18 protein-coding genes are annotated in these 26,135 nt (G+C 61.4%); 12 read left to right on the top strand and 6 right to left on the bottom strand.

Features of this window, described 5'->3' with window-relative positions:
* Positions 1-132 precede the first annotated feature (132 nt).
* On the top strand, positions 133-1,617 hold the full coding sequence (gene putP / locus AC3WKX_RS05585; protein WP_003209422.1) for a sodium/proline symporter PutP: 1,485 nt from the start codon (positions 133-135) through the stop codon (positions 1,615-1,617).
* 268 nt (positions 1,618-1,885) lie between these two features.
* On the opposite strand, the gene AC3WKX_RS05580 is transcribed toward putP, so the two are convergent.
* On the bottom strand, positions 1,886-2,380 hold the full coding sequence (locus AC3WKX_RS05580; RefSeq protein WP_008439179.1) for a DUF2165 family protein: 495 nt from the start codon (positions 2,378-2,380) through the stop codon (positions 1,886-1,888).
* 188 nt (positions 2,381-2,568) lie between these two features.
* Between AC3WKX_RS05580 and AC3WKX_RS05575 the strand changes: the two genes are divergently transcribed.
* Complete coding sequence (locus AC3WKX_RS05575; RefSeq protein WP_102604290.1) at positions 2,569-4,602, top strand: type VI secretion system Vgr family protein; 2,034 nt, start codon at positions 2,569-2,571, stop codon at positions 4,600-4,602.
* Positions 4,599-5,312, top strand: coding sequence for a DUF4123 domain-containing protein (locus tag AC3WKX_RS05570; RefSeq protein WP_102604289.1), 714 nt, complete (start codon positions 4,599-4,601; stop codon positions 5,310-5,312). The genes AC3WKX_RS05575 and AC3WKX_RS05570 overlap by 4 nt, the downstream gene beginning before the upstream one ends.
* Here AC3WKX_RS05570 and AC3WKX_RS05565 read toward each other — a convergent pair.
* Complete coding sequence (locus tag AC3WKX_RS05565; protein ID WP_102604288.1) at positions 5,298-6,575, bottom strand: O-acetylhomoserine aminocarboxypropyltransferase/cysteine synthase family protein; 1,278 nt, start codon at positions 6,573-6,575, stop codon at positions 5,298-5,300. The genes AC3WKX_RS05570 and AC3WKX_RS05565 overlap by 15 nt on opposite strands.
* Before the next feature lie 174 nt (positions 6,576-6,749).
* On the opposite strand from AC3WKX_RS05565, the gene AC3WKX_RS05560 reads away from it, so the two are divergent.
* Positions 6,750-7,586 (top strand): 23S rRNA (adenine(2030)-N(6))-methyltransferase RlmJ, encoded by an 837-nt coding sequence (locus AC3WKX_RS05560; protein WP_003209435.1) that lies wholly within the window; start codon positions 6,750-6,752, stop codon positions 7,584-7,586.
* A 134-nt stretch (positions 7,587-7,720) separates the two neighbouring features.
* On the opposite strand, the gene msrA is transcribed toward AC3WKX_RS05560, so the two are convergent.
* The 4 genes from msrA to aceE form a co-directional block, all read right to left on the bottom strand.
* Positions 7,721-8,368: a peptide-methionine (S)-S-oxide reductase MsrA gene (gene msrA, locus AC3WKX_RS05555; RefSeq protein WP_003209436.1), complete on the bottom strand. Its 648-nt coding sequence runs from the start codon at positions 8,366-8,368 to the stop codon at positions 7,721-7,723.
* Positions 8,369-8,442: 74 nt separating this feature from the next.
* Entirely contained in the window at positions 8,443-11,133 is a 2,691-nt protein-coding gene (locus tag AC3WKX_RS05550) for a putative bifunctional diguanylate cyclase/phosphodiesterase (protein WP_003209437.1), read from the bottom strand.
* A gap of 315 nt (positions 11,134-11,448) precedes the next feature.
* The gene (gene aceF, locus AC3WKX_RS05545; RefSeq protein ID WP_102604287.1) at positions 11,449-13,107 is read right to left on the bottom strand and encodes a dihydrolipoyllysine-residue acetyltransferase; all 1,659 of its coding nucleotides are present in this window, start codon (positions 13,105-13,107) and stop codon (positions 11,449-11,451) included.
* 11 nt (positions 13,108-13,118) lie between these two features.
* The gene (gene aceE, locus AC3WKX_RS05540; protein ID WP_003209439.1) at positions 13,119-15,764 is read right to left on the bottom strand and encodes a pyruvate dehydrogenase (acetyl-transferring), homodimeric type; all 2,646 of its coding nucleotides are present in this window, start codon (positions 15,762-15,764) and stop codon (positions 13,119-13,121) included.
* A 383-nt stretch (positions 15,765-16,147) separates the two neighbouring features.
* On the opposite strand from aceE, the gene glnE reads away from it, so the two are divergent.
* From glnE to AC3WKX_RS05500, 8 genes are read left to right on the top strand one after another with little or no spacing between them, the layout of a single operon-like run.
* On the top strand, positions 16,148-19,087 hold the full coding sequence (gene glnE / locus AC3WKX_RS05535) for a bifunctional [glutamate--ammonia ligase]-adenylyl-L-tyrosine phosphorylase/[glutamate--ammonia-ligase] adenylyltransferase (RefSeq protein ID WP_032899861.1): 2,940 nt from the start codon (positions 16,148-16,150) through the stop codon (positions 19,085-19,087).
* A gap of 55 nt (positions 19,088-19,142) precedes the next feature.
* Complete coding sequence (gene waaF / locus AC3WKX_RS05530; protein ID WP_102604286.1) at positions 19,143-20,177, top strand: lipopolysaccharide heptosyltransferase II; 1,035 nt, start codon at positions 19,143-19,145, stop codon at positions 20,175-20,177.
* Position 20,178: 1 nt separating this feature from the next.
* The gene (waaC, locus tag AC3WKX_RS05525; protein WP_003209442.1) at positions 20,179-21,237 is read left to right on the top strand and encodes a lipopolysaccharide heptosyltransferase I; all 1,059 of its coding nucleotides are present in this window, start codon (positions 20,179-20,181) and stop codon (positions 21,235-21,237) included.
* Entirely contained in the window at positions 21,237-22,361 is a 1,125-nt protein-coding gene (locus AC3WKX_RS05520) for a glycosyltransferase family 4 protein (RefSeq protein ID WP_008439159.1), read from the top strand. Before waaC ends, AC3WKX_RS05520 begins: the two co-directional genes overlap by 1 nt.
* Complete coding sequence (rfaP, locus tag AC3WKX_RS05515) at positions 22,358-23,164, top strand: lipopolysaccharide core heptose(I) kinase RfaP (protein WP_003209450.1); 807 nt, start codon at positions 22,358-22,360, stop codon at positions 23,162-23,164. Before AC3WKX_RS05520 ends, rfaP begins: the two co-directional genes overlap by 4 nt.
* Positions 23,164-23,898, top strand: a complete 735-nt coding sequence (locus AC3WKX_RS05510) for a lipopolysaccharide kinase InaA family protein (protein WP_003209451.1) — start codon at positions 23,164-23,166, stop codon at positions 23,896-23,898. Before rfaP ends, AC3WKX_RS05510 begins: the two co-directional genes overlap by 1 nt.
* Positions 23,895-24,647 carry a lipopolysaccharide kinase InaA family protein gene (locus AC3WKX_RS05505; protein ID WP_008439156.1) on the top strand — a complete coding sequence of 251 codons (753 nt, stop codon included), beginning with the start codon at positions 23,895-23,897 and terminating at the stop codon, positions 24,645-24,647. Before AC3WKX_RS05510 ends, AC3WKX_RS05505 begins: the two co-directional genes overlap by 4 nt.
* The gene (locus AC3WKX_RS05500; RefSeq protein WP_102604285.1) at positions 24,647-26,089 is read left to right on the top strand and encodes a lipopolysaccharide kinase InaA family protein; all 1,443 of its coding nucleotides are present in this window, start codon (positions 24,647-24,649) and stop codon (positions 26,087-26,089) included. Before AC3WKX_RS05505 ends, AC3WKX_RS05500 begins: the two co-directional genes overlap by 1 nt.
* Positions 26,090-26,135 lie beyond the last annotated feature (46 nt).

Genomic DNA, 26,135 nt, shown 5'->3' with positions numbered 1-26,135 from the left:
ATCGGCTGATGGCTTTCCTGGGGAAACGTCAGTCATAAATGCGCGGCGCCAGGCTTCGTCTATCCACTAGCAAAGTGGATGGCCGTCCGGACAGACCGCCGCTACATAAAAACAAAGCCAGGGCGTAACTCAATGAGCGTAAGTAATCCTACCCTGATCACATTTGTGATCTATATCGCTGCCATGGTGCTGATCGGCTTCATGGCCTATCGCTCCACCAACAACCTTTCCGACTACATCCTCGGCGGTCGCAGCCTCGGCAGCGTGGTTACCGCGCTTTCGGCCGGTGCCTCGGACATGAGCGGCTGGTTGCTGATGGGCTTGCCCGGCGCGATCTACATGTCTGGCCTGTCGGAAAGCTGGATTGCCATCGGCCTGATCGTCGGTGCCTACCTGAACTGGCTGTTTGTAGCCGGCCGCCTGCGGGTGCAGACCGAGCACAACGGCGACGCCCTGACCCTGCCGGATTACTTCTCCAGCCGTTTCGAAGATAAAAGCGGCCTGCTGCGAATCATCTCTGCGGTGGTGATCCTGGTGTTCTTCACCATCTACTGCGCTTCCGGCATCGTGGCTGGCGCCCGTCTGTTTGAAAGCACCTTCGGCATGTCCTACGAGACCGCGCTGTGGGCCGGTGCTGCCGCAACCATTGCCTACACCTTCGTCGGTGGTTTCCTGGCCGTGAGCTGGACCGACACCGTGCAAGCCACGCTGATGATCTTCGCCTTGTTGCTGACCCCGATCATCGTGCTGCTGGCCACCGGTGGCGTCGACACCACCTTCCTGGCGATCGAAGCGCAGAACCCTGACAACTTCAACATGCTGAAAAACACCACCTTCATCGGCATCATTTCGCTGATGGGCTGGGGCCTGGGTTACTTCGGCCAGCCGCACATCCTCGCGCGTTTCATGGCGGCGGATTCGGTGAAATCGATTGCCAATGCCCGTCGTATCTCCATGACCTGGATGATCCTGTGCCTGGGCGGCACCGTGGCGGTGGGCTTCTTCGGTATCGCCTACTTCTCGGCGCACCCGGAAGTCGCCGGTCCCGTGACCGAGAACCACGAGCGTGTGTTCATCGAGTTGGCCAAGCTGCTCTTCAACCCATGGATTGCCGGTGTGCTGCTGTCGGCCATCCTGGCGGCGGTAATGAGCACCCTGAGCTGCCAGTTGCTGGTGTGCTCCAGTGCCCTCACCGAAGACTTCTACAAAACCTTCCTGCGTAAAAACGCCTCCCAGGTCGAGCTGGTATGGGTCGGTCGCGCCATGGTGCTGTTGGTGGCGCTGATTGCCATCGCCATGGCCGCCAACCCGGAAAACCGCGTACTGGGCCTGGTGAGCTACGCCTGGGCCGGTTTCGGTGCTGCGTTCGGTCCTGTGGTACTGATCTCCGTACTGTGGAAAGGCATGACGCGTAATGGCGCATTGGCCGGCATCCTGGTGGGTGCGATCACCGTGATCGTGTGGAAGCACTTCAGCCTGTTTGGCCTGTACGAAATCATCCCGGGCTTCATCTTCGCCAGCCTGGCGATCTACTTTGTGAGCAAGCTGGGTGCTCCGACGGCTGGCATGCTTCAGCGGTTTGATGCAGCCGAGGCGGATTACAACCTCAACAAGTAATCGGCGGGGGCTTGAATGCCCGCTGAAGTGAAAACGGCCCGCATCTTTTGGATGACGGGCCGTTTTTTTGCCTTCCAGATCTCGCAGTGTTGTTTTCACAGATTCAGATGATCACTGAAGTAAACGGCCAATTTAAGGGCTCGCCTGGTGGCTGTGAGCGTTGAATGTGAGGCGGTTTTTATACTTTGGGAAAAGGGCTACAAACTACCGTCAGCTATCTGACAGTAGTTTGCGAAAGGGCATCCACCGATTTTGAATTCGTGGTTTTTCAGTCGTGGTCAGTGTCCGGCTGGTTGAGAAAAATCAGCACACCCAGGATCGCCATATAAAACTTGAACGCCGCTTCCTGGCCGTTCCACTGATGGGATTGCCACATCAGGAACCACTCGCCGCCGATCACCATAAAGCCGAAGAACCACACCACGAAACCCAGGGTCAGCCCGACGATTGCGCTTTTCTTGGCGCGATTGAAGTCGATACCTGTGGCACGACGAGCCCGCCACAAGGCCAGTGCTCCACGCGCCAGCAGCACGGCCGTCAGGGCTTCACCGGCGATGATCAGCCAATATGCACCGTGCCACAGCCATGGGGTGGTGATGGCGCGATACATCGCGGCGTTGCCGGGGAAGGTGGTGTCCATGCTCAGCACATGTTTGACGAAGGCAAAGTTGGAGCCGTAGTCGGTGATGTTGCTGAAGGCCACGAGTGTGGCGAAGGCTGCCAGGGCAAGGGTCAGGACGATTTTTGCGTAGCGGGTGGCCATGTTTTTTCCATTGTCATGGGGCGACGGGGGACGAATACGCTAGCACGCTGGTGGTAGGGCTTCGATGCCTGATACATGAAGATTAAAGCGCCTGCGATGTAGGGATTTACTGATTTGCCTGCAGCGCACTCAGCTCGGCAAACAGCTGGTGCAGAATCGGCCACCCACTACTCGCAGAGAAACACCGGATGTTCGCTCCTGCCAATCAAAGTGCCTTTAGCCTGACCCTCGACGGTGTGCCAAGTGTTCTCAAGGTGCGTGAGTTCACGGGCGATGAATTCATCAGCCTGCCCTATCGTTTTGACCTTGAACTGGTCAGCGAGCAACCCGACCTTGACCTGGAAAGCTTGATGCATCGCCAGGCGTTCCTGGGGTTTGATGCGCATGGCCATGGTATTCATGGCCAAGTTTATCGGGTGGCGCAAGGCGACTCGGGCAAGCGCCTGACGCGTTATCAGATCACGCTGGTTCCGCGGTTGGCTTATCTTGAGCACAGCGCTCACCAGCGGATTTTCCAGAACCGGACGGTGCCGCAGATCATTGCACTGGTGCTGGAAGGGCAGGGTATCCAGGCGGATGCCTTCTCGTTTCAACTGAGCGGGGTGTACCCCGAGCGTGAGTACTGCGTTCAGTTTGGCGAAACCGATCTGGCGTTCATCCAGCGCTTGTGCGCCGAGTCGGGCATTCACTACCACTTCCAGCATCACCCCGAGCGCCACCTTTTGGTGTTCGGCGATGACCAGAGCGTGTTCGCCCAGCCTGAGCAAGCCACTCAATACGCGGCGGGTTCGGGGATGGTTGCCGACACGCCGGTGATCAAGCGTTTTACCCTGCGGTTGAAGACCCGTACCACCGATGTGAATCTGCGGGACTACGACTTCAGAAAGCCACGCCTGAGCTTGGAAAGCACGGCGTCCGGCGGCCAGCGTCCCATGCTGGAGGAACAGTGTTATCCCGGGAATTTTACGGATCGCGCTCATGGTAAATACCTGGCGCAACGTAGGTTGGAGCGCCATCGCGGTGACTTTCGCCAGGCCAGTGGCCATAGCGACCAGCCGTCCCTGGTCAGCGGGCAGTTCCTGAGGATGGAAGGGCATCCTCGCCAGGAATGGAATGATTTGTGGCTGGTCACCCAGGTGACGCATGCAGGGCGCCAGCCTCAGGTGCTGGAGGAGTCGGCCATCGACGCCTCAGGTGATGAATCGGCTCAGGGCTACAGCAATCACTTTGTCGTAACGCCATGGGAGGTGCCGTTTCGAACACCGCTGCTGGTATCGCGACCGCCGGTGTCTGGCTATCAAAACGCCGTGGTTACAGGGCCGGCAGGCAGCGAGATCCATTGTGACGAGTATGGCCGGGTCAAGGTGCAGATGGCCTGGGATCGCGCCGGGGAGCACGACGAACATTCCAGTTGCTGGCTGCGGGTGGCCAGTGGCTGGGCCCATGAGCATTACGGCTCGGTGTTGATCCCGCGGGTAGGCATGGAGGTGCTGGTGGGTTTCGTCGACGGCGACGCCGACACGCCGCTGGTGGTCGGTTGCCTGGCCAATGCCGCCACGCCGGTGCCGCTGGACCTGCCAGCCGACAAGACCCGCAGCATCTTCCGTAGCCAGACCAGCCCCGGCGGCGGTGGCTACAACGAGCTGCGCATCGAGGACCGCAAGGGTGCCGAGGAAATCTACCTGCGCGCCCAGCGCAACTGGACCCAGCATGTACTGCACGACCAGCACGTGCAGGTCGACAACCAGCGCGACGTGATCGTCAAAGGCCTTGATCGTCACGAGCTTCAGGGCGAAGAACAGCGCACTACCCACGGCAACCGCCTGACCGAACTCAAGCAGGACGATCACCTGATGGTCGCGGGCTCCCAGCAGGTACGTGCCGGGTTGACCATTCACATCGGTGCCGGGCAAAACGTCGTTATTGATGCGGGTGCCAGCGTGACCCTCCAGGCCGGTGGGCAGTGGATCAACGTTTCGGCGGGCGGGATTTTCAGCAGCACGCAAATCCAGCTTGGCGGCTCCCCGGCACCGGCGGGAGCGCCGCTGACGCCGGGGCTGCAGGAAAAGTTGCTGGCGGTAATACCTGCACCGTTGAGTGCCGTCCAGGTGTTAAGCCTGAAGCGCAGCGCACCCTTTTGCGAAGAGTGCGAGCGCTGCAGGAATGGCGTGTGCAATACGCCCCTGCATCGCAATACATCACTGCCCGCGGGTGCGCCATGATTTCTCCCGGGCAGTGGCTTGAGGCTGCGCCGTTGCAGGCGGGCGAGCAGTTGTTTGTGGTGATGGGCAATGCCAGCGACTGCAAGCCGCTCGATGCGTGGCGGCGTACCGACGGACGTGCACTTAGCCCCATCTGGGCGGGTAGCGAGTATGCAGCGTGGGAGGAGGTCATGCCCTACGTCGCGGTGGTCGCCGTCGACAGCGCTTTTTTGAAATGGGCCGCTGAATGTGAAGGTATCGACTGGGGTTGGCTGGCGGTGTCGTCCTGTTCCTTGCACACCGTCGTCGAGCATCTGCGCAGCCTGACCAAGGTACTGTTGCCGGAAGGGCCGGCGGTGTTCTTTCGCTTCTGGGACGGTGCTTATGTCCTGCCTGTGTTGCAGGCGCTGGGGCTACAGGCAAAGGAGTTGCTCCCGGTGTTCAGTCGCTACTGGATCAATGGTCGCCAGCATGAGGTAGCGGTTACGGCAGCGGGAGCGGCAAAGCCCGGCCCATGGTGGCAAGTGCCGCCGCATGTTCTCCAGCACCTGGGTGAGCAATCGAGCGTTACGCAGGTGGACAACCTGTTGCAGTGGCTGGAAGAACAGCGCCCGGACCTATACAGCGCCTTTGTGCCGGCGACCTTGAAGCACAAGGTCGCCTACTTCGTGCGCCGGCCGGATGTCAGCCATCAGGCGCTGGCCGCCTGGCTGGCCTCAGAGCTGGGTTGAGGCCAGCGACTGCTGCAAGTCTTCGATCAGGTCCTCAATCGCCTCAATGCCGACAGACAGGCGAATCATCTCCGGCTTCACCCCGGCCTTCGCCTGCTCCTGTTCATTCATCTGGCGATGGGTGGTGGACGCCGGGTGGCAGGCCAGGGACTTGGCATCGCCAATGTTCACCAGGCGCTTGAAGATCTGCAGCGAATCGTAGAAACGCACGCCTGCCTCATAACCACCCTTCAGGCCGAAGGACAGAATCGCCGACGGTTTGCCCTGCATGTATTTCTGCGCCAGGTGATGGTGGGGGTGATCCGGCAGGCCGGCGTAGCTGACCCACTCCACCAGTGCGTGGTCTTGCAGGAAGTGGGCAATCTTCAAGGCGTTTTCGGTGTGGCGCTCCATGCGCAGGGCCAGGGTTTCCAGGCCTTGCAGCAGCAGGAATGCATTCATCGGCGCCAGGGCCGCGCCGGTGTTGCGCAGCGGCACGGTACGGGCGCGGGCGATGAACGCCGCCGGGCCGAATTTTTCGGTGTAGACCACACCGTGATAGGCCGGCTCCGGCTGGTTGAGTCCGGGGAATTTCTCCGGGTACTGGGTCCAGGGAAAGGTGCCGCTGTCGACGATCACGCCACCCAGCGAGTTGCCGTGGCCGCCCACGTATTTGGTCACCGAATGCACGACGATGTCCGCGCCGAACTGGATCGGCTTGCACAGGATTGGCGTGGCCACGGTGTTGTCCACCATCAGCGGCACGCCACGGGCGTGGGCGACGTTGGCCAGGGCTTCGATATCGATGATATTGCCTGCCGGGTTGCCGATGCTCTCGCAGTACACCAGTTTGGTGTTGTCATCGATCAGCTCGGCGATGGCTTCGGCGGAGTCGTCACGGGCGAAGCGCACGTCAACGCCGAAGCTCGGCAGCAAGTGGGCGAACAGGGTGTAGGTGCCACCGTACAGCTGCGGGGTGGTGACGATGTTGTCACCGGCACGGGTCAGGGTCTGGATCGCGTAGTGGATCGCCGCGCTGCCGGCCGACACCGCCAGGGCCGCGATGCCGCCTTCGAGTGCTGCGATGCGTTGCTCCAGCACGTCGTTGGTGGGGTTCATGATGCGCGTGTAGATATTGCCGGGCACGTCGAGGTTGAACAGGTCGGCGCCGTGCTGGGCGTTATCGAATTCGAAAGCGACGTTCTGGTAGATCGGCACGGCGACGGCCTTGGTAGTCGGGTCCGACTTGAAGCCATGGTGCAAAGCGATGGTGGCGTCTTTCATGAGTTGTTATGACCTCCATGGATAATTGCTCGCCACAATAAATCCGCTTTCGCACCGCCAATTAGACTATTTTCGGCAGCGCCCCTGTGTTTGCGGCATAAGCGCCACCTGACGCGCAGCCCTGCACCTTTGCCTGCGTAAAAGGTAAACTTCGCCCCCTGCGCAGGAGCAACCATGAATTATCGTCACGCCTATCACGCCGGCAACCACGCCGATGTCTTCAAACACCTGACCTTGACCCGCCTCATCGCCCTGATGTCGCGCAAGGAGCAGCCGTTTGCCTATCTCGACACCCACGCCGGCATTGGTCTGTACGACCTGCAGGGCGACCAGGCGAACCGTACCGGTGAATACCTGGAAGGCATCGCCCGCCTGTGGGGCCAGGCCGACCTGCCGCCGCTGACCGCCGATTACATGCGTGTGCTGCACGAGATGAACCCGGATGGCGAATTGCGCTACTACCCGGGTTCGCCGGAGCTGGCGCGACGCCTGACTCGTCCTCAGGACCGCGTGCTGCTCAACGAAAAGCACCCGGAAGACGGCCTGCTGCTCAAGGACAACATGAAGGGTGATCGTCGGGTGAAAGTCCACCTTGGCGAAGGCTGGCACGTGCCACGGGCATTGCTGCCGGTGCCGGAAAAGCGTGCGTTGATGTTGATAGACCCGCCGTTCGAGAAGCTCGACGAGATGCAGCGCTGCGCCGCGTCCCTCAAGGAAGCCGTGAGCCGGATGCGCCAGACAGTGGCTGCGATCTGGTACCCGGTGAAGGACCAGCGCATGCTGCGCCGCTTCTACCAGGACCTGGCCGGTACCGGTGCGCCGAAGTTGCTGCGGGTGGAATTGCTGGTGCATCCGCTGGACACGCCCAACACCCTGACCGGTTCGGGTCTGGCGATTGCCAATCCGCCGTGGGGGCTGGAGGAGGAGTTGCGTGAGCTGCTGCCGTGGTTGTCCAAGCAGCTTGGGCAAACCCAGGGTGGCTGGCAGATGGATTGGCTTATCGCCGAGTAAGCCAATCGCAAGGTATTGAAGACCCAATGTGGGGGCGGGCTTGCTCGCGAAAGCGGTGTATCAGAAACACATTCAGTGACTGACACTCCGCTTTCGCGAGCAAGCCCGCTCCCACATTTTTATCGGTGTCGCTCTTAGATCGGGCAGGTCACGCCGGTGCCGCCGATTCCGCAGTAACCCTGCGGATTCTTCGCCAGGTACTGCTGGTGGTACGCCTCGGCGAAATACACCGTCGGCGCTTCTTCGATTTCGGTGGTGATGGTGCCCAGGCCGGCCTTGGTCAATTCCGCCTGATAAGCCTCTGCGCTGGCCTTCGCCGCCTCCAGGTGCTCCGGCTTGACCGCGTAGATCACCGAACGATACTGGCTGCCGATGTCATTGCCCTGGCGCATGCCCTGGGTCGGGTTGTGCAGTTCCCAGAACATTTTCAGCAGCTCTTCGTAGCTGATCTTGTCCTGGTCAAACACCACCAACACCACTTCGCTGTGGCCGGTCAGGCCTGAGCAGACTTCTTCATACGTCGGGTTCGGCGTGTAGCCGCCGGCATAACCCACTACCGTGCTGACCACACCGTCACGCTGCCAGAAACGACGCTCTGCACCCCAGAAGCAACCCAGGCCGAAGATCGCAAACTCTACGTTATCGACAAACGGGCCCAGCAGCGGGTTGCCGTTGACGAAGTGCGTCTCGGGCAGCGACATCGGGGTTTCACGGCCAGGCAAAGCTTGTTCTTGAGTGGGAAGCACGTTTTTATTCACCAGGATTTCCGAGCGCAAGACCATGATCAGTCCTCTCAGTCAGATTGAGTTACAAGTAAGAGTTCAGACTGCCAGTGTGCCCGAGTGTTACCGCGCTGTCAGGCGATTGGCCCGCGAGGGTAGCGTTTAAGCATCGTCATCAGCTCGGCCCCTGGGATTGGCCGGTCGAACAGGTAGCCCTGGCCGACGTCGCAACGGTGGCGGCGCAGGAACGCCAGCTGCTCGGCAGTCTCGATGCCTTCGGCCACCACCTTGAGCTTGAGGTTGTGGGCCATGGCGATCACCGCCGAGGTGATTTCCATGTCGTCCTGGTTGTCCGGGATTTCATGGATGAAGCTGCGATCAATCTTGATGATGTCGATCGGGAATTTTTTCAGGTAGCTCAGCGACGAGTAACCGGTACCGAAGTCATCCATCGCCAGGGTCAAGCCGAAACTCTTCAGTTGGTCCAGTTGCAGGCGCGTGTCTTCGGTGGCTTCCAGCAGCAGGCCTTCGGTCAACTCCAGTTCCAGCAGGTTGGCCGGCAACTGTTCTTCCTTGAGGATCGTGGCAATCGAGGCCACCAGGTCCGGGTCGGAAAACTGCTTGGGCGACAGGTTGATCGCCACTTGCAGGTTGCCCATGCCGGCAGCGGTCAGTTGTCGGCTCATGCGGCAGGCCTGGCGGGCGATCCATTTGCCGATGGGGATGATCAACCCGGTCTCTTCAGCCACGCTGATGAATTGATCGGGGCGGATCATGCCCTTTTCCGGATGGTTCCAGCGTAACAACGCTTCCATCCCCAGCAGACGACCGCTGCGCAGGCACAGCTTGGGCTGGTAGAACACGTCCAGTTCGTTCTGGGTCAGGGCGCGGCGCAGGTTGTTTTCCACGAACAGCTTGTAGCTGGCTTCGGCATTCAGCGCTTCGGTAAATACCTGCACCTGGTGTTTGCCGTTGGCCTTGGCCTTGTGCAGCGCCAGGCCGGCGTTGCGCATCAGGGTCTGCGGATCGCGGCCATGCAGCGGCGCGCAGGCGAGGCCCACGGAGCCGGTGACGCTGATCAGCTGGTTGTCGACGAACATCGGCTTGTCGAGGGTGGCCAGCAACTGGCTGGCGACCTGCTGGCCGGTTTCAAGGTCGGTATCGTCCAGCAGCACGGCAAATTCGTTACTGGCAAATCGCGCCAGGCTGCCACTGGCGGTCAGGCTGTTGCGCAGGCGCCGGGCCAGGCTGATCAGCAGCTTGTCGCCGGTCTGGTGGCCGAGGCTGTCGTTGATCCGCTTGAAGTTGTCGATGTCCACCAGCAGCAGGCTGATGGGGCTGTCGCTGTCCCGGGCAAAGCGTTCATCCAGGTTGCGGATGAACGCCGGGCGGTTGCCCAGGTTGGTCAGGTTGTCGGTGTAGGCCAGCCGCTCGATGCGCTGCTGGGCCAGCTTGGTCTGGGTGATGTCTTCGTAGATGCCGATGTAATGGGTCAACTCACGGTTATCGCCATAAACCTTGGAGATCGACAACTGGCCCCAGTAGGGTTCGAGGTTTTTGCGCCGGCTCTTGAACTCGCCTTGCCAACTGTTGCTCTTGGCCAGGCTTGAAGGCGCGTCGAACAGCAGCTCGCTGAGGTTCTCCAGTGCCGGCAGTTCCGACAGCTGGTGGCCGTGGACTTCTTCGGTGCTGTACTGGGTGATCGCGGTAAAGCTGGGGTTGACGTATTCCACCACGCCGTCGCAATTGACCAGCAGGAACGCATTGGCGCTTTGCTCCACGGCTCGCTGGAACAAGTGCAGGGCACTGGTGGCGGTGCGGCGGTTGTGGTTGTTGATCACCTGGGCGAACTGGTCGGCCAGCTCGCCGGCAAAGGCGATCTCGTCGGACTGCCAGACGCGGGTGCTGCCACTTTGCTCCAGGCACAACACGCCGACCACGTTGCCATCGACGCGGATGCTGGCGTCGAGCATGGCGTGGATGTCCCGCGGGCGCAGGCTCTCGGCCATTTCACGCGTGCGTGGGTCGCGCATGGCGTTGGTGGCGTCGATCGCACGGCTGGTTTGCAGGGCTTCCAGGTAATCCGGGAAGCCACTGGCATCGATAGACTCTGGCAGGTGGTGCTGCTGATCGGCGCGGTGATAAGCGGAAATCGGCACCAGATGCTGGTTTTCGAGGTTCCAGATGCTTGCGCAGTCGATCTGGTAGATATCGCAGGCACTGCGGGTGATCAGCTCGGCGGCTTCCTGCAGCGAGTTGTTGGTGCTGTAGCGCTGGCGGGCCAGCAGCAGGATCAACTCCTGCTGGGCGCGCACCCGCTCAAGGTGTTGCAGTTGTTCCTGCTGGGCGCGTTGGTTGAGTTCCAGGGCAATCTGCAAGCGGCTGTTCTGGCTCTCCAGGTCTGCCGCAGGGGCCGGTGGGAGATCACTGAACAGGCCGTCGACCACCATCAGGTAGCCGCGCAGCAGGTGACGATTGTGTTGTTTGTAGGCTTCACCCAGTTCCAGCAGGCTCAACGGGCCGTCGTTGGTGTGCAGGGTGTAGCGCACCAGGTAATGCGGGCTGATGGTCAGCTGTTCCTGGATCGCATCATGCAGCTGATAGCGCGCCTGGGGCTCCATCAGGCTGGCGTAGGGCGAGCCGATCAGGGCGCACAGTTCCATCGCGGGCAGGCCGAACTGGCGTTCGCAATTGGGGTCGAGGTACAGCAGGGCCCAGCTAGCCTCATTAAGCCGCTCGAAACGCAGCATACCGAGGCGCGAAGGCACCGGTAATTGCGTCACTACCTCGGCCGCCGTACGGGCGACATCGGGTTGGCTTTTCATGGGGAAACTCGCTTGGAAAAATGCGCATCGCGCCGGGCTCACGCCCTCTTTACTGTTGCCTGCGGCAAGGTTGCATCATGCAGCACAGGCTGACAAGAGAGGATGAAGGCTAAGTGCTATAAGTGGGTTATCGGCCAGCGAGCGGTTTTCTGCAACCGGGGTGATGGGCGGTGTACAACCTCGATTTCCGTGTCCAGGTTTTCCCTGGAAAGCAGGCAAAAAAAGCCCCGCCAATTGGCGGGGTTGAGGTACGAGCGTGGCGCTCGGAAATCGTTGAAGCCAGGTCTTCTGCATGGGCAGAAGACCTGTTGTGGCTTAAAGCAGGATGGTGCGGATGTCGTTCAGCAACTGGCTCAGGCGCTGGGTGAAGCGTGCGGCAGCCGCGCCGTTGATCACACGGTGATCGTAGGACAGCGACAGTGGCAGCATCAGCTTCGGCTGGAACGCTTTACCGTCCCACACAGGCTGGATAGTGGCCTTGGAAACACCCAGGATCGCCACTTCCGGCGCGTTGACGATTGGCGTGAAGCCAGTGCCGCCAATGTGCCCGAGGCTGGAGATGGTGAAGCACGCGCCCTGCATGTCGTCCGGGGTGAGCTTCTTGTCGCGGGCCTTGGCAGCCAGTGCAGCAGCCTCAGCGGCAAGCTGCAGCAGGCTCTTCTGGTCGACGTTCTTGATGACCGGTACCAGCAGGCCATCCGGAGTGTCGACGGCAAAGCCGATGTGCACGTACTTCTTGCGAATGATCGCCTTGCCGCTTGGCGCCAGCGAACTGTTGAAGTCCGGCAGCTCCTTGAGCAAATGTGCGCAAGCCTTGAGCAGCAGGGGCAGCACGGTCAGCTTCACGCCGGCCTTCTCGGCCACGGCTTTCTGCGCAACGCGGAATGCTTCCAGGTCGGTGATGTCGGCCTGGTCGAACTGGGTCACGTGCGGGATGTTCAGCCAGCTGGCGTGCAGGCCGGCCGCGCCGATTTGCATCAGGCGGGTCATCGGCACTTCTTCGATTTCGCCGAAGCGGCTGAAGTCGACGGTGCGGATCGGCGGAATGCCCGAGCCACCGGTAGCAGCGCCGGCAGCCGGAGCTTCCTTGGCCTTCTGCATCATGGATTTGACGTAAACCTGCACGTCTTCCTTGAGCACGCGACCGTGAGGACCGCTGGCGGTTACCGCGCTCAACTCGACGCCGAATTCACGGGCCAGTTGGCGCACGGCAGGGCCGGCATGAACCTTGGCACCGCTTGGCGCAGGTGCAGCCGCCGGAGCCGGTGCGGCCTCGGCTTTTGCAGCAGGCGCAGGTGCAGGTGCAGGCGCGGCGGCAGCCGGTGCGGCTTCAGCCTTGGCGGCCGGAGCAGCGGCGGCTGGAGCGGCAGCAGCAGGAGCCGAAGCGCCCGCTACTTTCAGCTTGAGGATGAAGTCACCAGTGCCGACTTCGTCTTCCAGCTTCACGGCAATGCTTTCCACCACGCCGGCTGCCGGCGAAGGGATTTCCATGGAGGCCTTGTCGGACTCCAGGGTGATCAGCGATTGATCAGCTTCGACGGTGTCGCCGACTTTAACCAGCAGCTCGATGATCTTGGCCTTGCCCGACGAACCGATGTCCGGAACATGAATGTCCTGGACTGTTTCGGCGGCAGGTGCAGCCGCCGGAGCCGCAGGGGCCTCGGCAGCAGCGGCAGGCTTCTCGGCGGCAGGCGCCGGGGCAGCAGCAGGAGCGGCCGCCGCAGGGGCCGCATCAGCGTCACCTTCGATTTCCAGCTCAAGCAGTTCGTCGCCTTCTTTCAGGCGGTCGCCCAGCTTCACTTTCAGGCTTTTGACCACGCCGGCCTTGGGAGCAGGGATTTCCATGCTCGCCTTGTCCGATTCCAGGGTCAGGATGCTCTGGTCGGCTTCGACGGTGTCGCCGACCTTCACAAACAGTTCAATTACTTCACCTTCACCGCTGCCGATGTCAGGTACGCGAATGAGTTCGCTCACAGAAAGTCTCCTCAGCAGTCCAGTGGGTTGCGTTTTTCCGGGTTGATCCCGAACTTGACGATAGCGTCTGCTACCACCTTGGGTTCGATTTCACCACGGTCAGCCAAGGCTTCCAGGGCTGCCAACACCACGAAGTGACGGTCGACTTCGAAGAAGTGACGCAGCTTCTTGCGGCTGTCACTACGGCCGAAACCGTCGGTGCCCAGGACTTTGAATTCCTTGGACGGTACCCACTGACGAATTTGTTCAGCAAACAGCTTCATGTAGTCGGTAGAGGCGATAACCGGACCCTTACGGCCAGCCAGGCACTCTTCGACGTAGGTGCGCGCAGGCTTCTGGCCCGGGTGCAGGCGGTTGCTGCGCTCTACGGCCAGGCCGTCGCGACGCAGTTCGTTGAAGCTGGTAACGCTCCATACGTCAGCACCGACGTTGAACTCTTCACGCAGGATTTTTGCAGCTTCACGCACTTCGCGCAGGATGGTGCCGGAGCCCATCAGTTGCACGTGGTGAGCGGCTTCCTTGGTGTCTTCTTCGAGCAGGTACATGCCCTTGATGATGCCTTCCTCGACACCGGCCGGCATGGCTGGCTGCTGGTAGGACTCGTTCATCACGGTGATGTAGTAGAAAACGTCCTGCTGCTCTTCGGTCATCTTCTTCATGCCGTCCTGGATGATCACCGCCAGCTCATAGCCGTAGGTTGGATCAAAGGTGCGGCAGTTCGGGATGGTGCCCGCCAGGATGTGGCTGTGACCGTCTTCGTGTTGCAGGCCTTCGCCGTTCAGCGTGGTCCGCCCGGCAGTACCGCCGATCAGGAAGCCACGGGTACGGCTGTCGCCTGCTGCCCAAGCCAGGTCGCCAATACGCTGGAAACCGAACATCGAGTAGAAGATGTAGAACGGCAGCATCGGCTGGTTGTGGCTGGAGTACGACGTACCGGCAGCGATGAAGGAGCTCATGGCGCCCGCTTCGTTGATGCCTTCTTCGAGGATCTGGCCCTTCTTGTCTTCCTTGTAGAACATCACCTGGTCTTTATCGACTGGCTCGTAGAGCTGGCCGACGGAGGAGTAGATGCCCAACTGACGGAACATGCCTTCCATACCGAAGGTACGGGCTTCGTCCGGGATGATCGGTACGATACGCGAGCCGATTTCCTTGTCCTTGACCAGCTGCGCGAGGATCCGCACGAAGGCCATGGTGGTGGAGATTTCACGGTCGCCCGAGCCGTCCAGGATTGCCTTGAGGGTATCCAGTGGCGGAGTAGGGATGTTGAAGCTCTTGGCGCGGCGCTGTGGCACGAAACCGCCCAGTGCAGTGCGACGCTCGCTGAGGTAGCGGGCTTCGGCGCTGTTTGGCTCCGGCTTGAAGAACGGCAGGTTCTCCAGCTCTTCGTCCTTGACCGGGATGTCGAAGCGGTCGCGGAACAACTTCAGGCTGTCGACATCGACTTTCTTGGTGTTGTGCGCAGTGTTCTTCGCTTCGCCGGCACCGGTGCCATAACCCTTGATGGTCTTGGCCAGGATGACGGTCGGTTGTTCTTTGTGGTTGACCGCTTCGTGGTATGCCGCGTAGACCTTGTACGGGTCGTGGCCGCCACGGTTGAGTTTCCAGATCTCGTCGTCGGACAGGTCTGCAACCATTGCCTTGAGTTCAGGCGTGTTGAAGAAGTGTTCACGTACGAACGCGCCGTCTTTGGCTTTGTAGTTCTGGTACTCGCCGTCGATGACTTCGTCCATGCGGCGTTGCAGGATGCCGTCGACGTCCTTGGCCAGCAGTGGGTCCCAGAAACGGCCCCAGATGACTTTGGTCACGTTCCACTGAGCACCACGGAACACGCCTTCGAGTTCCTGGATGATCTTGCCGTTGCCGCGAACCGGGCCGTCGAGGCGCTGCAGGTTGCAGTTGATGACGAAGATCAGGTTGTCCAGCTTCTCGCGGCCGGCCAGGGAGATGGCGCCCAGGGATTCCGGCTCGTCACACTCGCCGTCGCCCAGGAAGCACCAGACTTTCTGCTTGCCTTCAGGGATGAAGCCACGGGCTTCCAGGTACTTCATGAAGCGTGCCTGGTAGATCGCCTGGATCGGGCCCAGGCCCATGGATACCGTCGGGAACTGCCAGAAATCAGGCATCAGCCAAGGGTGCGGATAGGACGAGAGGCCCTGGCCGTCGACTTCCTGGCGGAAGTTGTTCATTTGTTCTTCGGTGATGCGGCCTTCCATGAACGCACGGGCGTAGACGCCTGGCGAGGTGTGGCCCTGGAAGTAGATCAGGTCGCCGCCATGTTCTTCGGTCGGGGCCTGGAAGAAGTAGTTGAAGCCGATGTCATACAGGGTTGCGCTGGAAGCGAAGCTGGAGATGTGACCGCCCAGGTCAGAATCTTTCAAGTTCGTGCGCATTACCATCGCCATGGCGTTCCAGCGTACCAGCGAGCGAATGCGGCGTTCCATGAACAGGTCGCCAGGCATGCGTGCTTCGTGGGTTACCGGGATGGTGTTGCGATACGGCGTGGTGATGGCGTAGGGCAGTTGCGAGCCGCTGCGGGTCGCGAGTTCGCCCATACGGGTCATCAGGTAGTGAGCACGGTCTTCGCCTTCTTTGTCGAGAACCGATTCCAGGGCGTCCAGCCATTCCTGGGTTTCGACGGGATCGAGGTCTTGCATGGCTTGCTCCAGGGCGGAAAGGCTACCAGAATCGGTTGCCTGAAGTTTGCGACTGGCCTTGTGGGCAGACGACATAAATTCTTGGATGGCCGAAGGTTGCTTCGGCGTCCTGTAGTTTTACTACAAATCGTCGGCCATTTCAGCCTTTCGAATGTATATACGAGTAGTAAAACTACACAAGACTGAGCGGATTGCTCGGTCTAGCTGGCGAGCATAATCGTTATTGTTGATCTTTTGCGAACAAGAAAGGGTAGAGATTTGATGTTGACTGCCAAAAAAGAAAAATTTTCAGCTATTTCTAACCTTTGTTCGACAGTCCTTCACCGAGCGTGGTTCTTGCGTTCACAGCTACAAGCCCTTTACGCGCCGATCAAGGATAGACCATGAGCCTTCCAATGCAGGCCGAACTCCCGGCCATCCTGCTTCCATTTGCCAAGCGGGCCGAGCAGTCATTTCGTGACGCCGTGGCCGGATTGGACGGCGATAATGGCCTTTCTGAGTGGACGCCGCAACGTTGGGCTGACTTCGCCCGTGTGTGCGCCGCCAGTGATTTCGTCATTGAACAGAGTGTTCGTGACCCTTTGATGTTGCTCGAGCTGGTGGCCTGGGGCGAACTGGACCGCAGCTTTGCCCCCGGCGAGCTGTGCGGACAGATTGCAACGGCCGTGCAACAAGCCGAGACAGAAGACGAACTGGGCCGGGTTCTGCGCCGCCAGCGCACCCGCCAGCAGGTGCGGATCATCTGGCGCGACCTGACCCGACAGGCGGACCTGGTGCAAACCTGCCGCGACCTGTCGGACATGGCCGACGCCAGCATCGACCAGGCCTATCAGTGGTTGTACCAGCGCCACTGCGTATTGTTCGGCACACCCACGGGCCGTCGCAGCGGCGAACCGCAGCACATGGTCATCCTCGGCATGGGCAAGCTCGGCGCAGTGGAGCTGAACCTGTCGTCCGACATCGACCTGATCTTCGCCTACCCCGAAGGCGGCGACACGGTTGGCGTGAAGCGCTCGCTGGACAACCAGGAGTTCTTCATCCGCCTTGGTCAAAAACTGATCAAGGCCCTGGACCCGATGACCGTCGACGGCTTTGTGTTCCGGGTCGACATGCGCCTGCGACCTTACGGTTCAGCCGGGGCGCTGGTGCTCAGCTTCAACGCGCTGGAGCAGTACTACCAGGACCAGGGCCGCGACTGGGAACGCTACGCCATGATCAAGGCGCGGGTGGTGGCCGGTGACCAGGTGGCCGGTGCGCAACTGCTCGACATGCTGCGACCGTTTGTCTACCGGCGTTACCTGGACTTTTCCGCCATCGAAGCGCTGCGCACCATGAAGCAGTTGATCCAGCAGGAAGTGCGGCGCAAGGGCATGGCCGAGAACATCAAGCTGGGCTCGGGCGGCATCCGTGAAGTCGAATTTATCGCCCAGGCGTTCCAGCTGATCCACGGTGGCCGTGACCTGAGCCTGCAGCAGCGCCCACTGTTAAAAGTGCTGGGTACCCTGGAAGGCCAGGGTTACCTGCCGCCGGCGGTGGTCGCCGAGCTGCGCGATGGCTATGAATTCCTGCGCTACACCGAGCACGCGATCCAGGCGATCGCCGATCGCCAGACGCAGATGCTCCCGGATGGCACCGAAGACCAGGCGCGGATTGCCTTCATGCTGGGCTTTCCGGACTGGACCGCGTTTCATGAGCGCCTGATGTACTGGCGTGGCCGGGTGGACTGGCATTTCCGCCAGGTGATTGCCGATCCGGATGAAGAAGAGGGCGAAGAGAGCGAGTTGATGGTGGGCGGTGAGTGGTTGCCGTTGTGGGAAGAGTCCCAGGACGAGGAAGCCGCTTGCCGTCAGTTGCAGGAAGGCGGTTTTACCGACGCGCCCAAAGCCTTGAAAACCCTGGCCGGCCTGCGCAGCAGTCCGCAATTGCGTGCCATGCAGCGCCTGGGTCGCGAGCGTCTGGATGCATTTATCCCGCGCTTGCTGGCCCAGGCCGTCGAACATGCCAACCCGGACCTGGTACTGGAGCGCGTCCTGCCCTTGGTCGAAGCCGTCGCCCGGCGTTCCGCTTATCTGGTGTTGCTGACGGAAAACCCCGACGCCCTGCGTCGCCTTCTGACCCTGTGCGCCGCCAGCCCGTGGATTGCCGAGCAGATCACTCGCTTCCCGCTGCTGCTGGACGAACTGCTCAACGAAGGCCGCCTGTTCAAGCCGCCGCTGGCGCCGGAACTGGCCGCCGAATTGCGCGAGCGCCTGACGCGCATCCCCGAAGATGACCTTGAGCAGCAGATGGAGGCCCTACGGCACTTCAAGCTGGCCCACCGCCTGCGGGTGGCCGCCTCGGAAATCGCCGGCAGCCTGCCGCTGATGAAAGTCAGCGACTACCTGACCTGGCTCGCCGAAGCCATCCTCGAACAAGTGCTGGCCCTGGCCTGGCGCCAGACGGTTGCCCGCTACGGCTCGCCGCAACGGGTGGACGGCACCTTGTGCGATCCTGGCTTCATCATTGTCGGTTATGGGAAAGTCGGCGGCATCGAATTGGGGCATGGTTCGGATCTGGACCTGGTGTTTATCCATGACGGTGACCCCCAGGCCGAAACCGACGGTGCCAAGCCGATCGATGGCGCGCAGTTCTTTACCCGGCTGGGGCAGCGGATCATTCACCTGCTGACCACCCAGACCAACTCGGGCCAGTTGTATGAAGTGGACATGCGCCTGCGGCCTTCGGGCGCATCCGGTTTGCTGGTGAGTTCCCTGGGCGCATTTGCGCGTTATCAGGAAAACGAAGCCTGGACCTGGGAGCATCAGGCGCTGGTGCGTGCGCGAGTGCTGGTAGGCAGTCAGGATGTGGGCCGTGCTTTCGAGCAGGTACGGGCGCAAGTGCTGGGCCGCGCGCAGGACCTGGACAAGCTGCGCCAGGAGGTCAGCGAGATGCGCGCCAAGATGCGCGACAACCTCGGCACCAAGTCCACGGCGGCGGGAACGGCGGCGAATGCCTTCGAACCCACGGCGTCGTTCGACCTCAAGCAGGACGCCGGAGGTATCGTCGATATTGAATTTATGGTGCAATACGCGGCTCTGGCGTGGTCTGCGCAACATCCATCGTTGCTGCGCTACACCGACAATATCCGCATTCTGGAAGGCCTGGAGCAGGTCGGGCTGATGCCCGCCGCCGATGCCCATTTGCTGCGCGAGGTGTATAAAGCCTACCGTTCCGCCGCTCACCGCCAGGCCCTGCAGAACGAGGCCGGTACGGTGGCAGGGGACCAGTTCGCTGACGAACGGCGCCAGGTGCAGCGAATCTGGCATGAACTGGGGTTAAGCTGAAACACTATATAAGGCGGGGAGGCATGAGCCTCCCCGTATCGTTTGTGGAAACTACATGAATATTCTGATCGTTGGGCCCAGTTGGGTCGGTGACATGGTGATGGCGCAGACACTGTTCCAGTGCCTCAAGCAACGTCATCCCGACTGCCAAATCGACGTGCTCGCCCCCGAGTGGAGCCGGCCGATCCTTGAGCGCATGCCCGAGGTGCGTCAGGCCTTGAGCTTCCCGCTCGGCCACGGCGCGCTGGAGCTGGCGACCCGTCGACGCATCGGCAAGTCCCTGGCTGGCCAGTACGATCAGGCGATCCTGTTGCCCAACTCGATGAAGTCGGCACTGGTGCCGTTCTTCGCCGGTATTGCCAAACGCACCGGCTGGCGTGGCGAGTTTCGCTATGGCCTGCTCAACGATGTGCGCAAGCTCGACAAGGCCCGTTACCCGCTGATGATCGAGCGCTTCATGGCCCTGGCCTACGCGCCGGGAGCCGAGTTGCCGACGCCTTATCCGCGCCCGAGCCTGCAAATCGACCCGGTCACCCGCGACGCCGCCCTGGCCAAGTTCGGCCTGGAGCTGGACCGTCCGGTGCTGGCGCTGTGCCCTGGCGCCGAGTTTGGCGAGTCCAAGCGCTGGCCTTCGGAGCATTACGCCAAGGTTGCGGAGATGAAGATTCGCGAGGGCTGGCAAGTCTGGTTGTTCGGCTCGAAAAACGATCATTCGGTGGGCGAGGATATTCGCCAGCGCTTGATCCCGGGGCTGCGCGAAGAGGCGGTCAACCTGAGCGGCGACACATCCCTGGCCGAGGCCATCGACCTGCTGTCCTGTGCCGACTCGGTGGTGTCCAACGACTCCGGCCTGATGCACGTGGCCGCGGCGCTGAACCGCCCGCTGGTGGCAGTGTATGGCTCGACGTCTCCCGGGTTTACCCCACCGCTGGCCGACAAGGTCGAAGTGGTGCGCCTGGGCCTGGATTGCAGCCCGTGTTTTGATCGCACCTGCCGCTTCGGCCACTACAACTGCCTGCGCCAGTTGCTGCCGCAACCTGTCAGCGACGCGTTGCAGCGGTTGCAGGGCACTGTGGTCGAGGTTCGTTAAGTTGCGGGTTCTGGTAATCAAGACCTCATCCCTGGGCGATGTGATTCATGCCTTGCCGGCGTTGACCGACGCGGCGCGGGCGATCCCGGGCATCCGGTTTGACTGGGTGGTGGAAGAAGGCTTCGCCGAGATTCCCACCTGGCACCCGGCGGTGGACAAGGTGATCCCGGTGGCGATCCGCCGCTGGCGCAAGAACCTCTGGCAGACCTTCAAGAGTGGCGAATGGCGGCGCTTCAAGAAGAGCGTGCAGTCGACCAAATATGACCTGGTGATCGACGCCCAGGGCCTGCTGAAAAGTGCCTGGCTGACCCGCTACGTACGTGCCCCGGTGGCCGGTTTCGACAAACAGTCGGCTCGCGAGCCATTGGCGGCGCACTTCTATTCCCGACGCCTGGCCGTGGCCCGTGGGCAGCACGCGGTGGAGCGCTTGCGCCAGCTGTTTGCCGTCGCCCTCGGTTATGACCTGCCAAAAGGCCTGGGCGACTACGGCCTCAGTGTCGACAAGCTGCTGGGCCTGCCGCCGAAAAAACCGTTTGTACTGCTGCTGCACGGCACCACCTGGGACACCAAGCACTGGCCGGAAGCCTACTGGCGCGACCTGGCCGAGCGCATGGACCGCTTTGGCGTGGACGTGAAGTTGCCGTGGGGCAATGCCGCCGAAAAAGCCCGGGCTGAACGCCTGGCCCAGGGCCTGAAAAACGCCGAAGTGCTGCCCAGGCTGAACCTCGCGGGGGTGGCCCGAGTGCTGGCGGGGGCGAAGGCGTGTGTTGCGGTCGACACCGGCCTTGGCCACTTGGCCGCAGCACTGGATGTGCCAACGATTTCCCTGTTCGGCCCTACCAATCCTGGCCTGACCGGGGCTTATGGCAAGGCGCAGATTCACCTGGCCAGCGACTTCCCGTGTGCGCCATGCCTGCAAAAGAAATGCACTTATCAACCGACTGCCGAAGACCAGCGTCGGTTCGATCTCAAGCGCGAGTGGCCCCTGTGCTTCACTCGCCTGAACCCTGAGCGTGTCGCAACTCGTTTAAGCACGTTGTTACTGGCTGAGGAACACTGATGCAACTGGCTTTTGTCCTCTACAAGTATTTCCCCTTTGGTGGCCTGCAGCGCGACTTCATGCGTATTGCCCTGGAGTGCCAGCAGCGCGGGCATCAGATTCGCGTCTATACGCTGATCTGGGAGGGTGACGTGCCGCCGGGCTTTGAAGTACTGGTGGCGCCGGTCAAGGCGCTGGTCAACCATCGGCGCAATGAAAAGCTCTACGCCTGGATCCAGGCCGACCTGGCCAAGCGCCCGGTGGACCGCGTGGTGGGCTTCAACAAGATGCCGGGGCTGGACCTGTACTTCGCCGCCGACGGCGTGTTCGAAGACAAGGCGCAGAACCTGCGCAACCCGATGTATCGCTGGTTCGGCCGGTACAAGCACTTTGCCGAATACGAGCGTGCAGTGTTCGACAAAGACGCCAAGACGCAGATCATGGTGCTGTCCGAACACCAGCAGCAGCTGTTCACCCAGTATTACGGGACCCAGGCCGAGCGTTTTCATTTGTTGCCGCCGGGCATCGCCCGCGACCGCCGCGCGCCGCCCAATGCTGCCGAGATCCGCGCCGAGTTTCGTCGCGAATTCGGCCTGGCCGACGATGACTTGCTGCTGGTGCAGATTGGCTCGGGCTTCAAGACCAAGGGCGTCGATCGCAGCCTCAAAGCCGTGGCCGCGCTGCCGTCGAGCCTGAAGAAACGCACCCGGCTATTTGTAATCGGCCAGGACGACCCCAAAGTATTCCAATTGCAGAGTGCTGCGCTGGGACTGGGCGACCAGGTGCAGTTCTTCAAGGGCCGCAGCGACATCCCGCGCTTTCTGCTGGGCGCCGACCTGTTGATCCACCCCGCGTACAACGAGGCGGCCGGCATGGTGCTGATCGAAGCGGTGGTCGCCGGCCTCCCGGTACTGGTGAGCAAGGTCTGCGGTTACGCGTTCTACATCGACAAGGCCCAGAATGGCCGGGTGTTGGACGAACCGTTCGAGCAGGCCCAACTCAACCAGTACCTGGTCGACATGCTCGACGATCCACAAGCGCGCGCGGCGTGGAGCCGCAATGGTCTGGCCTTCGCAGAGACGGCCGACCTCTATAGCATGCCGCAGTACGCTGCGGACCTGATTCTGGCGGAGCCAAACCGATGAAGTTGATTCTTGCCGAACCGTTCAAGACCCTGTGGGCCGGACGCGATGCGTTCGCCGAAGTCGAGAAGCTGGACGGCCAGGTGTTTCGTGAGCTGGCCGCGCGCCGTACCCTGCGTACGGAAGTGGAAGGCCGCCATTATTTTGTAAAGATCCACCGGGGAATTGGCTGGGGTGAAATCCTCAAGAACCTGATCACGGCCAAGTTGCCTGTCTTGGGCGCGGGCCAGGAGTGGGACGCGATCCAGCGTCTGCGGGAACTCGGCGTGCCCACCATGACCGGCGTGGCCTTTGGTGAAAAGGGCAGCAACCCGGCCGACCAGCACTCGTTCATCGTCACTGAAGAGCTGGCGCCTATCGTCAGCCTTGAAGACCTGACCATGGACTGGGTCAAACAGCCGCCCGTGCCGGCGATTCGGCATGCCTTGACCGTTGAGCTTGCGCGCACCCTGGGCACGATGCACCGGGGGGGCGTGAACCATCGTGATTGCTACCTGTGCCACTTCCTGTTGCACACCGACCAGCCGGTTACCGTGCACAACATCAAGCTCTCGGTGATCGACCTGCACCGTGCCCAGGTGCGTTCGAAGATTCCCCGGCGCTGGCGTGACAAGGACCTGGCGGGGCTTTACTACTCCGCCCTGGAGATCGGTTTGACCCGGCGCGACAAACTGCGGTTTCTCAAGGCGTACTTCCAGCAACCTTTGCGCCAGATCCTGGGCGAGCAAAGCGCGCTGCTGTCGGCGTTGGAACGCATGGCCGCCAAGCTTTACGCACGCAAGCAACGATACGGGGATGCGCTCTGATGGCGGGTTGGAACCTGGAACCCGCTTACGCCGCCCTGGCGGATGACTTTGGTAGCCTGGAAGCCGTGTTCGCCCTGCAAGGCGAGCGGCTGACCCGCGATCCGTTGTCCGAAGTGATTCGCGTGGAGCGCGGCGGGGTCAACTATTACGTCAAGCGCTACGTCGGTGCAGGCAAGGGGTTGCGCCGCTATCTGGGCAAGCCACGAGTCAAGTCCGAATGGCAGAACCTCAAGCGCTTCGCCAAGTGGGGCATACCCACCGCCGATGTGATCGCCTGGGGCCTGGAGCGTAAAGGCCTGGCGTATCACCGCGGGGCGATGATCACGCGCGAGCTGCCGAAGACTGAAGACTTGTCGGCATTGGCCGAGCGCAATGACCCGCAACTGTCAGACCCGGTGTGGGTCAACAAGATCAGTCGCCAGCTCGCTGAATACACGCGGACCATGCACGACCACCGGTTTACCCACAACGATTTGAAGTGGCGCAACTTGTTGGTAGACGACCAGCAAACCCTGTACCTGATCGATTGCCCCAATGGCGATTTCTGGCGCGGGTTCTGGCTCAAGTACCGCATTACCAAGGACCTGGCCTGCCTGGACAAAGTCGCCAAGTATCACTTGTCGGCTACCCAGCGCCTGCGCTTCTACATGCAATACCGTCAGCGCAAACACTTGAGTGCGGCGGACAAACAGCGAATTCGCCACGTGGTGAAGTTTTTCGAGGGGCGAGAATGAGTGATTTCCTGGCGGCCGAAGATCGAGCATTGCTTGAGCGCAACGGCCTCGGCACTTTCGACGCGCTGTGGGCCAAGCAACTGGATGCGGTGGACGAGCCCAATACCAGCCGCGGCGGCTGGAGCAGCGTGTTTCGCCTCGAACTCGAAGGCCAGGGCTACTACCTCAAGCGCCAGAGCAACTACCTGACGCGCACCTTGCACCGCCCGTTTGGCGAGCCGAGTTTTGCCCGCGAGTTTCGTAACATCAGCCGCTATCGGCAGTTGGGTATTCCGGCATTGCAGGCGGCGTTTTTCGGTGAGCGCAAAGTGGCCGGAGAGCATCGGGCGATGTTGCTGACCCGGGCGCTGGATGGTTGGAATGACCTGGATTCATTGCTGGAGCAATGGTCTGAGTTGAGCGACGTGCAGCAGCGGGCAATCCTGCTGGCCTGCGGTCAGCTTGCTCGTCAGTTGCACAGCGTGGGCCAGGTGCATGGCTGTTTTTATCCCAAGCATATTTTCCTGCAGGCCACCGGCGACGGGTACGCGGCACAGTTGATCGACCTGGAGAAAACCCGCCCGCTGCTGTTCGGCTGGCGGGACCGGGTCAAGGACCTGGAACCGCTGTTGCGCCGTGCGCCGCAGTGGTCGGACGATCAGGTTCGCCAGCTGTTGGCGGCTTACCTGGACCAGCCGCAGGACAGCGCATTGGTTGCCACCTGGCACCAGCGCCTGGCGGCCCGGCGCAGTCACAAGGAGAACCGCTGATGCGTTTGTCCGAACTGAAAAATGCCGGCCGCACGCCAAGCTTGCCCCTGAGCATCGAACTGGCAGACGCTGCCGGGCCTGGGCAGTTGCAACTGCTGAGCCTGCTGCGGGTATTGCCGGCCCAGCGTTATGTCGGCGCAGCTGTGTGGCGCGGGCGCCCGGTGCTGGCCAAATTGTTGGTGGGCAGCAAGGCGGCGCGGCATTTTCAGCGTGAACTCAAGGGCGTGCGGCTGTTGGCCGAGCAAGGCCTGACCACGCCGCTGTTGCTGGCCGATGGTCTGCAAGAGGGTGAGGGCGGTTGGCTGCTGTTCGAGTTTCTTGAAGGCGCCGACAGCCTGGCTGATGCTTGGCAGGCTGTTGAACACCTGCCGCCGCTGGCTGACCAGCAGCAAGCGGTGCTCGCCGAAGCGCTGGGTGCGATTGCGCAGATGCACGCCAAGGGCCTGTGGCAGGAAGACCTGCACCTGGACAACCTGCTGCGTCAGGACGGCAAACTGTATTTGATCGACGGCGCCGGGATCTGTGTCGAAGAAGCGGGCAAACCGCTGTCGCGCAACCGGGTGCTGGAAAACCTTGGGGTGTTTTTCGCGCAGTTGCCGAAAAACCTCGAGCCGTTTACCGAAGAGTTGCTGGTGTATTACCTGCTGAGCAATGGCGAACACGCGTTGCCGCTCGAAGCGTTGCAGAAGCAGGTACACAAGGTCAGCGTCTGGCGCTTGAAGGACTTCCTGAGCAAGGTTGGCCGGGAGTGCACGCTGTTCAGCGTCGTGCGCGGGCCGTTCGCCCTGCGCGCGACTCGTCGTGAGGAAGAAGCGGCGATGCTGCCGGTGCTGGCGCAGGCCGATGCGCTGCTCGACCAGGGCCACCTGTATAAAACCGGTGGGGCGGCCAGTGTCGCCAAGGTCGAGGTGGCCGGTCGACCACTTGTGATCAAGCGCTACAACATCAAGGGGTTTGCCCATTGGCTCAAGCGCTTCTGGCGCCCGAGCCGGGCCTGGCATTCGTGGCGCGAAGGCAATCGCCTGGCGTTCCTCGGCATCGCCACGCCCAAGCCGCTGGCGTTGCTGGAAAAGCGCTTCCTGTGGCTGCGCAGCCGCGCGTATCTGGTGACCGAGTACCTGCCGGGGCCGGACATCATCGAGCGGTTCGCGCCGTATGTTGAGAGTGGCGAGGCACCCGAGGCCGAATTGCAGGCCCTGGATAATTTGTTCGCAGAGTTGATCCGCGAGCGCATCAGCCATGGGGATTTCAAGGGGCATAACCTGTTCTGGCACACGGATCGCTGGGCGCTGATCGACCTGGATTCGATGTGTCAGCACACGTCCTTGAGCAGCTTCGCTCCGGCATATGCCAGGGATCGGGCAAGGTTTATGCGTAACTGGCCTGAGAGCAGTGCGTTGTATCGGGTGATTGATCAGCGGTTGCCAAAGGCAGTGGGCTAGGGGTTTAGGGCCGCTGCGCGGCCCAACGGGAGCAAGCTCCCTCGCC

It is taken from the genome of Pseudomonas sp. GP01-A4, assembly GCF_058780865.1.
The sequence above is the reverse complement of the archived record's forward strand: the minus strand, read 5'-3'. Positions and strand labels throughout refer to the sequence as shown.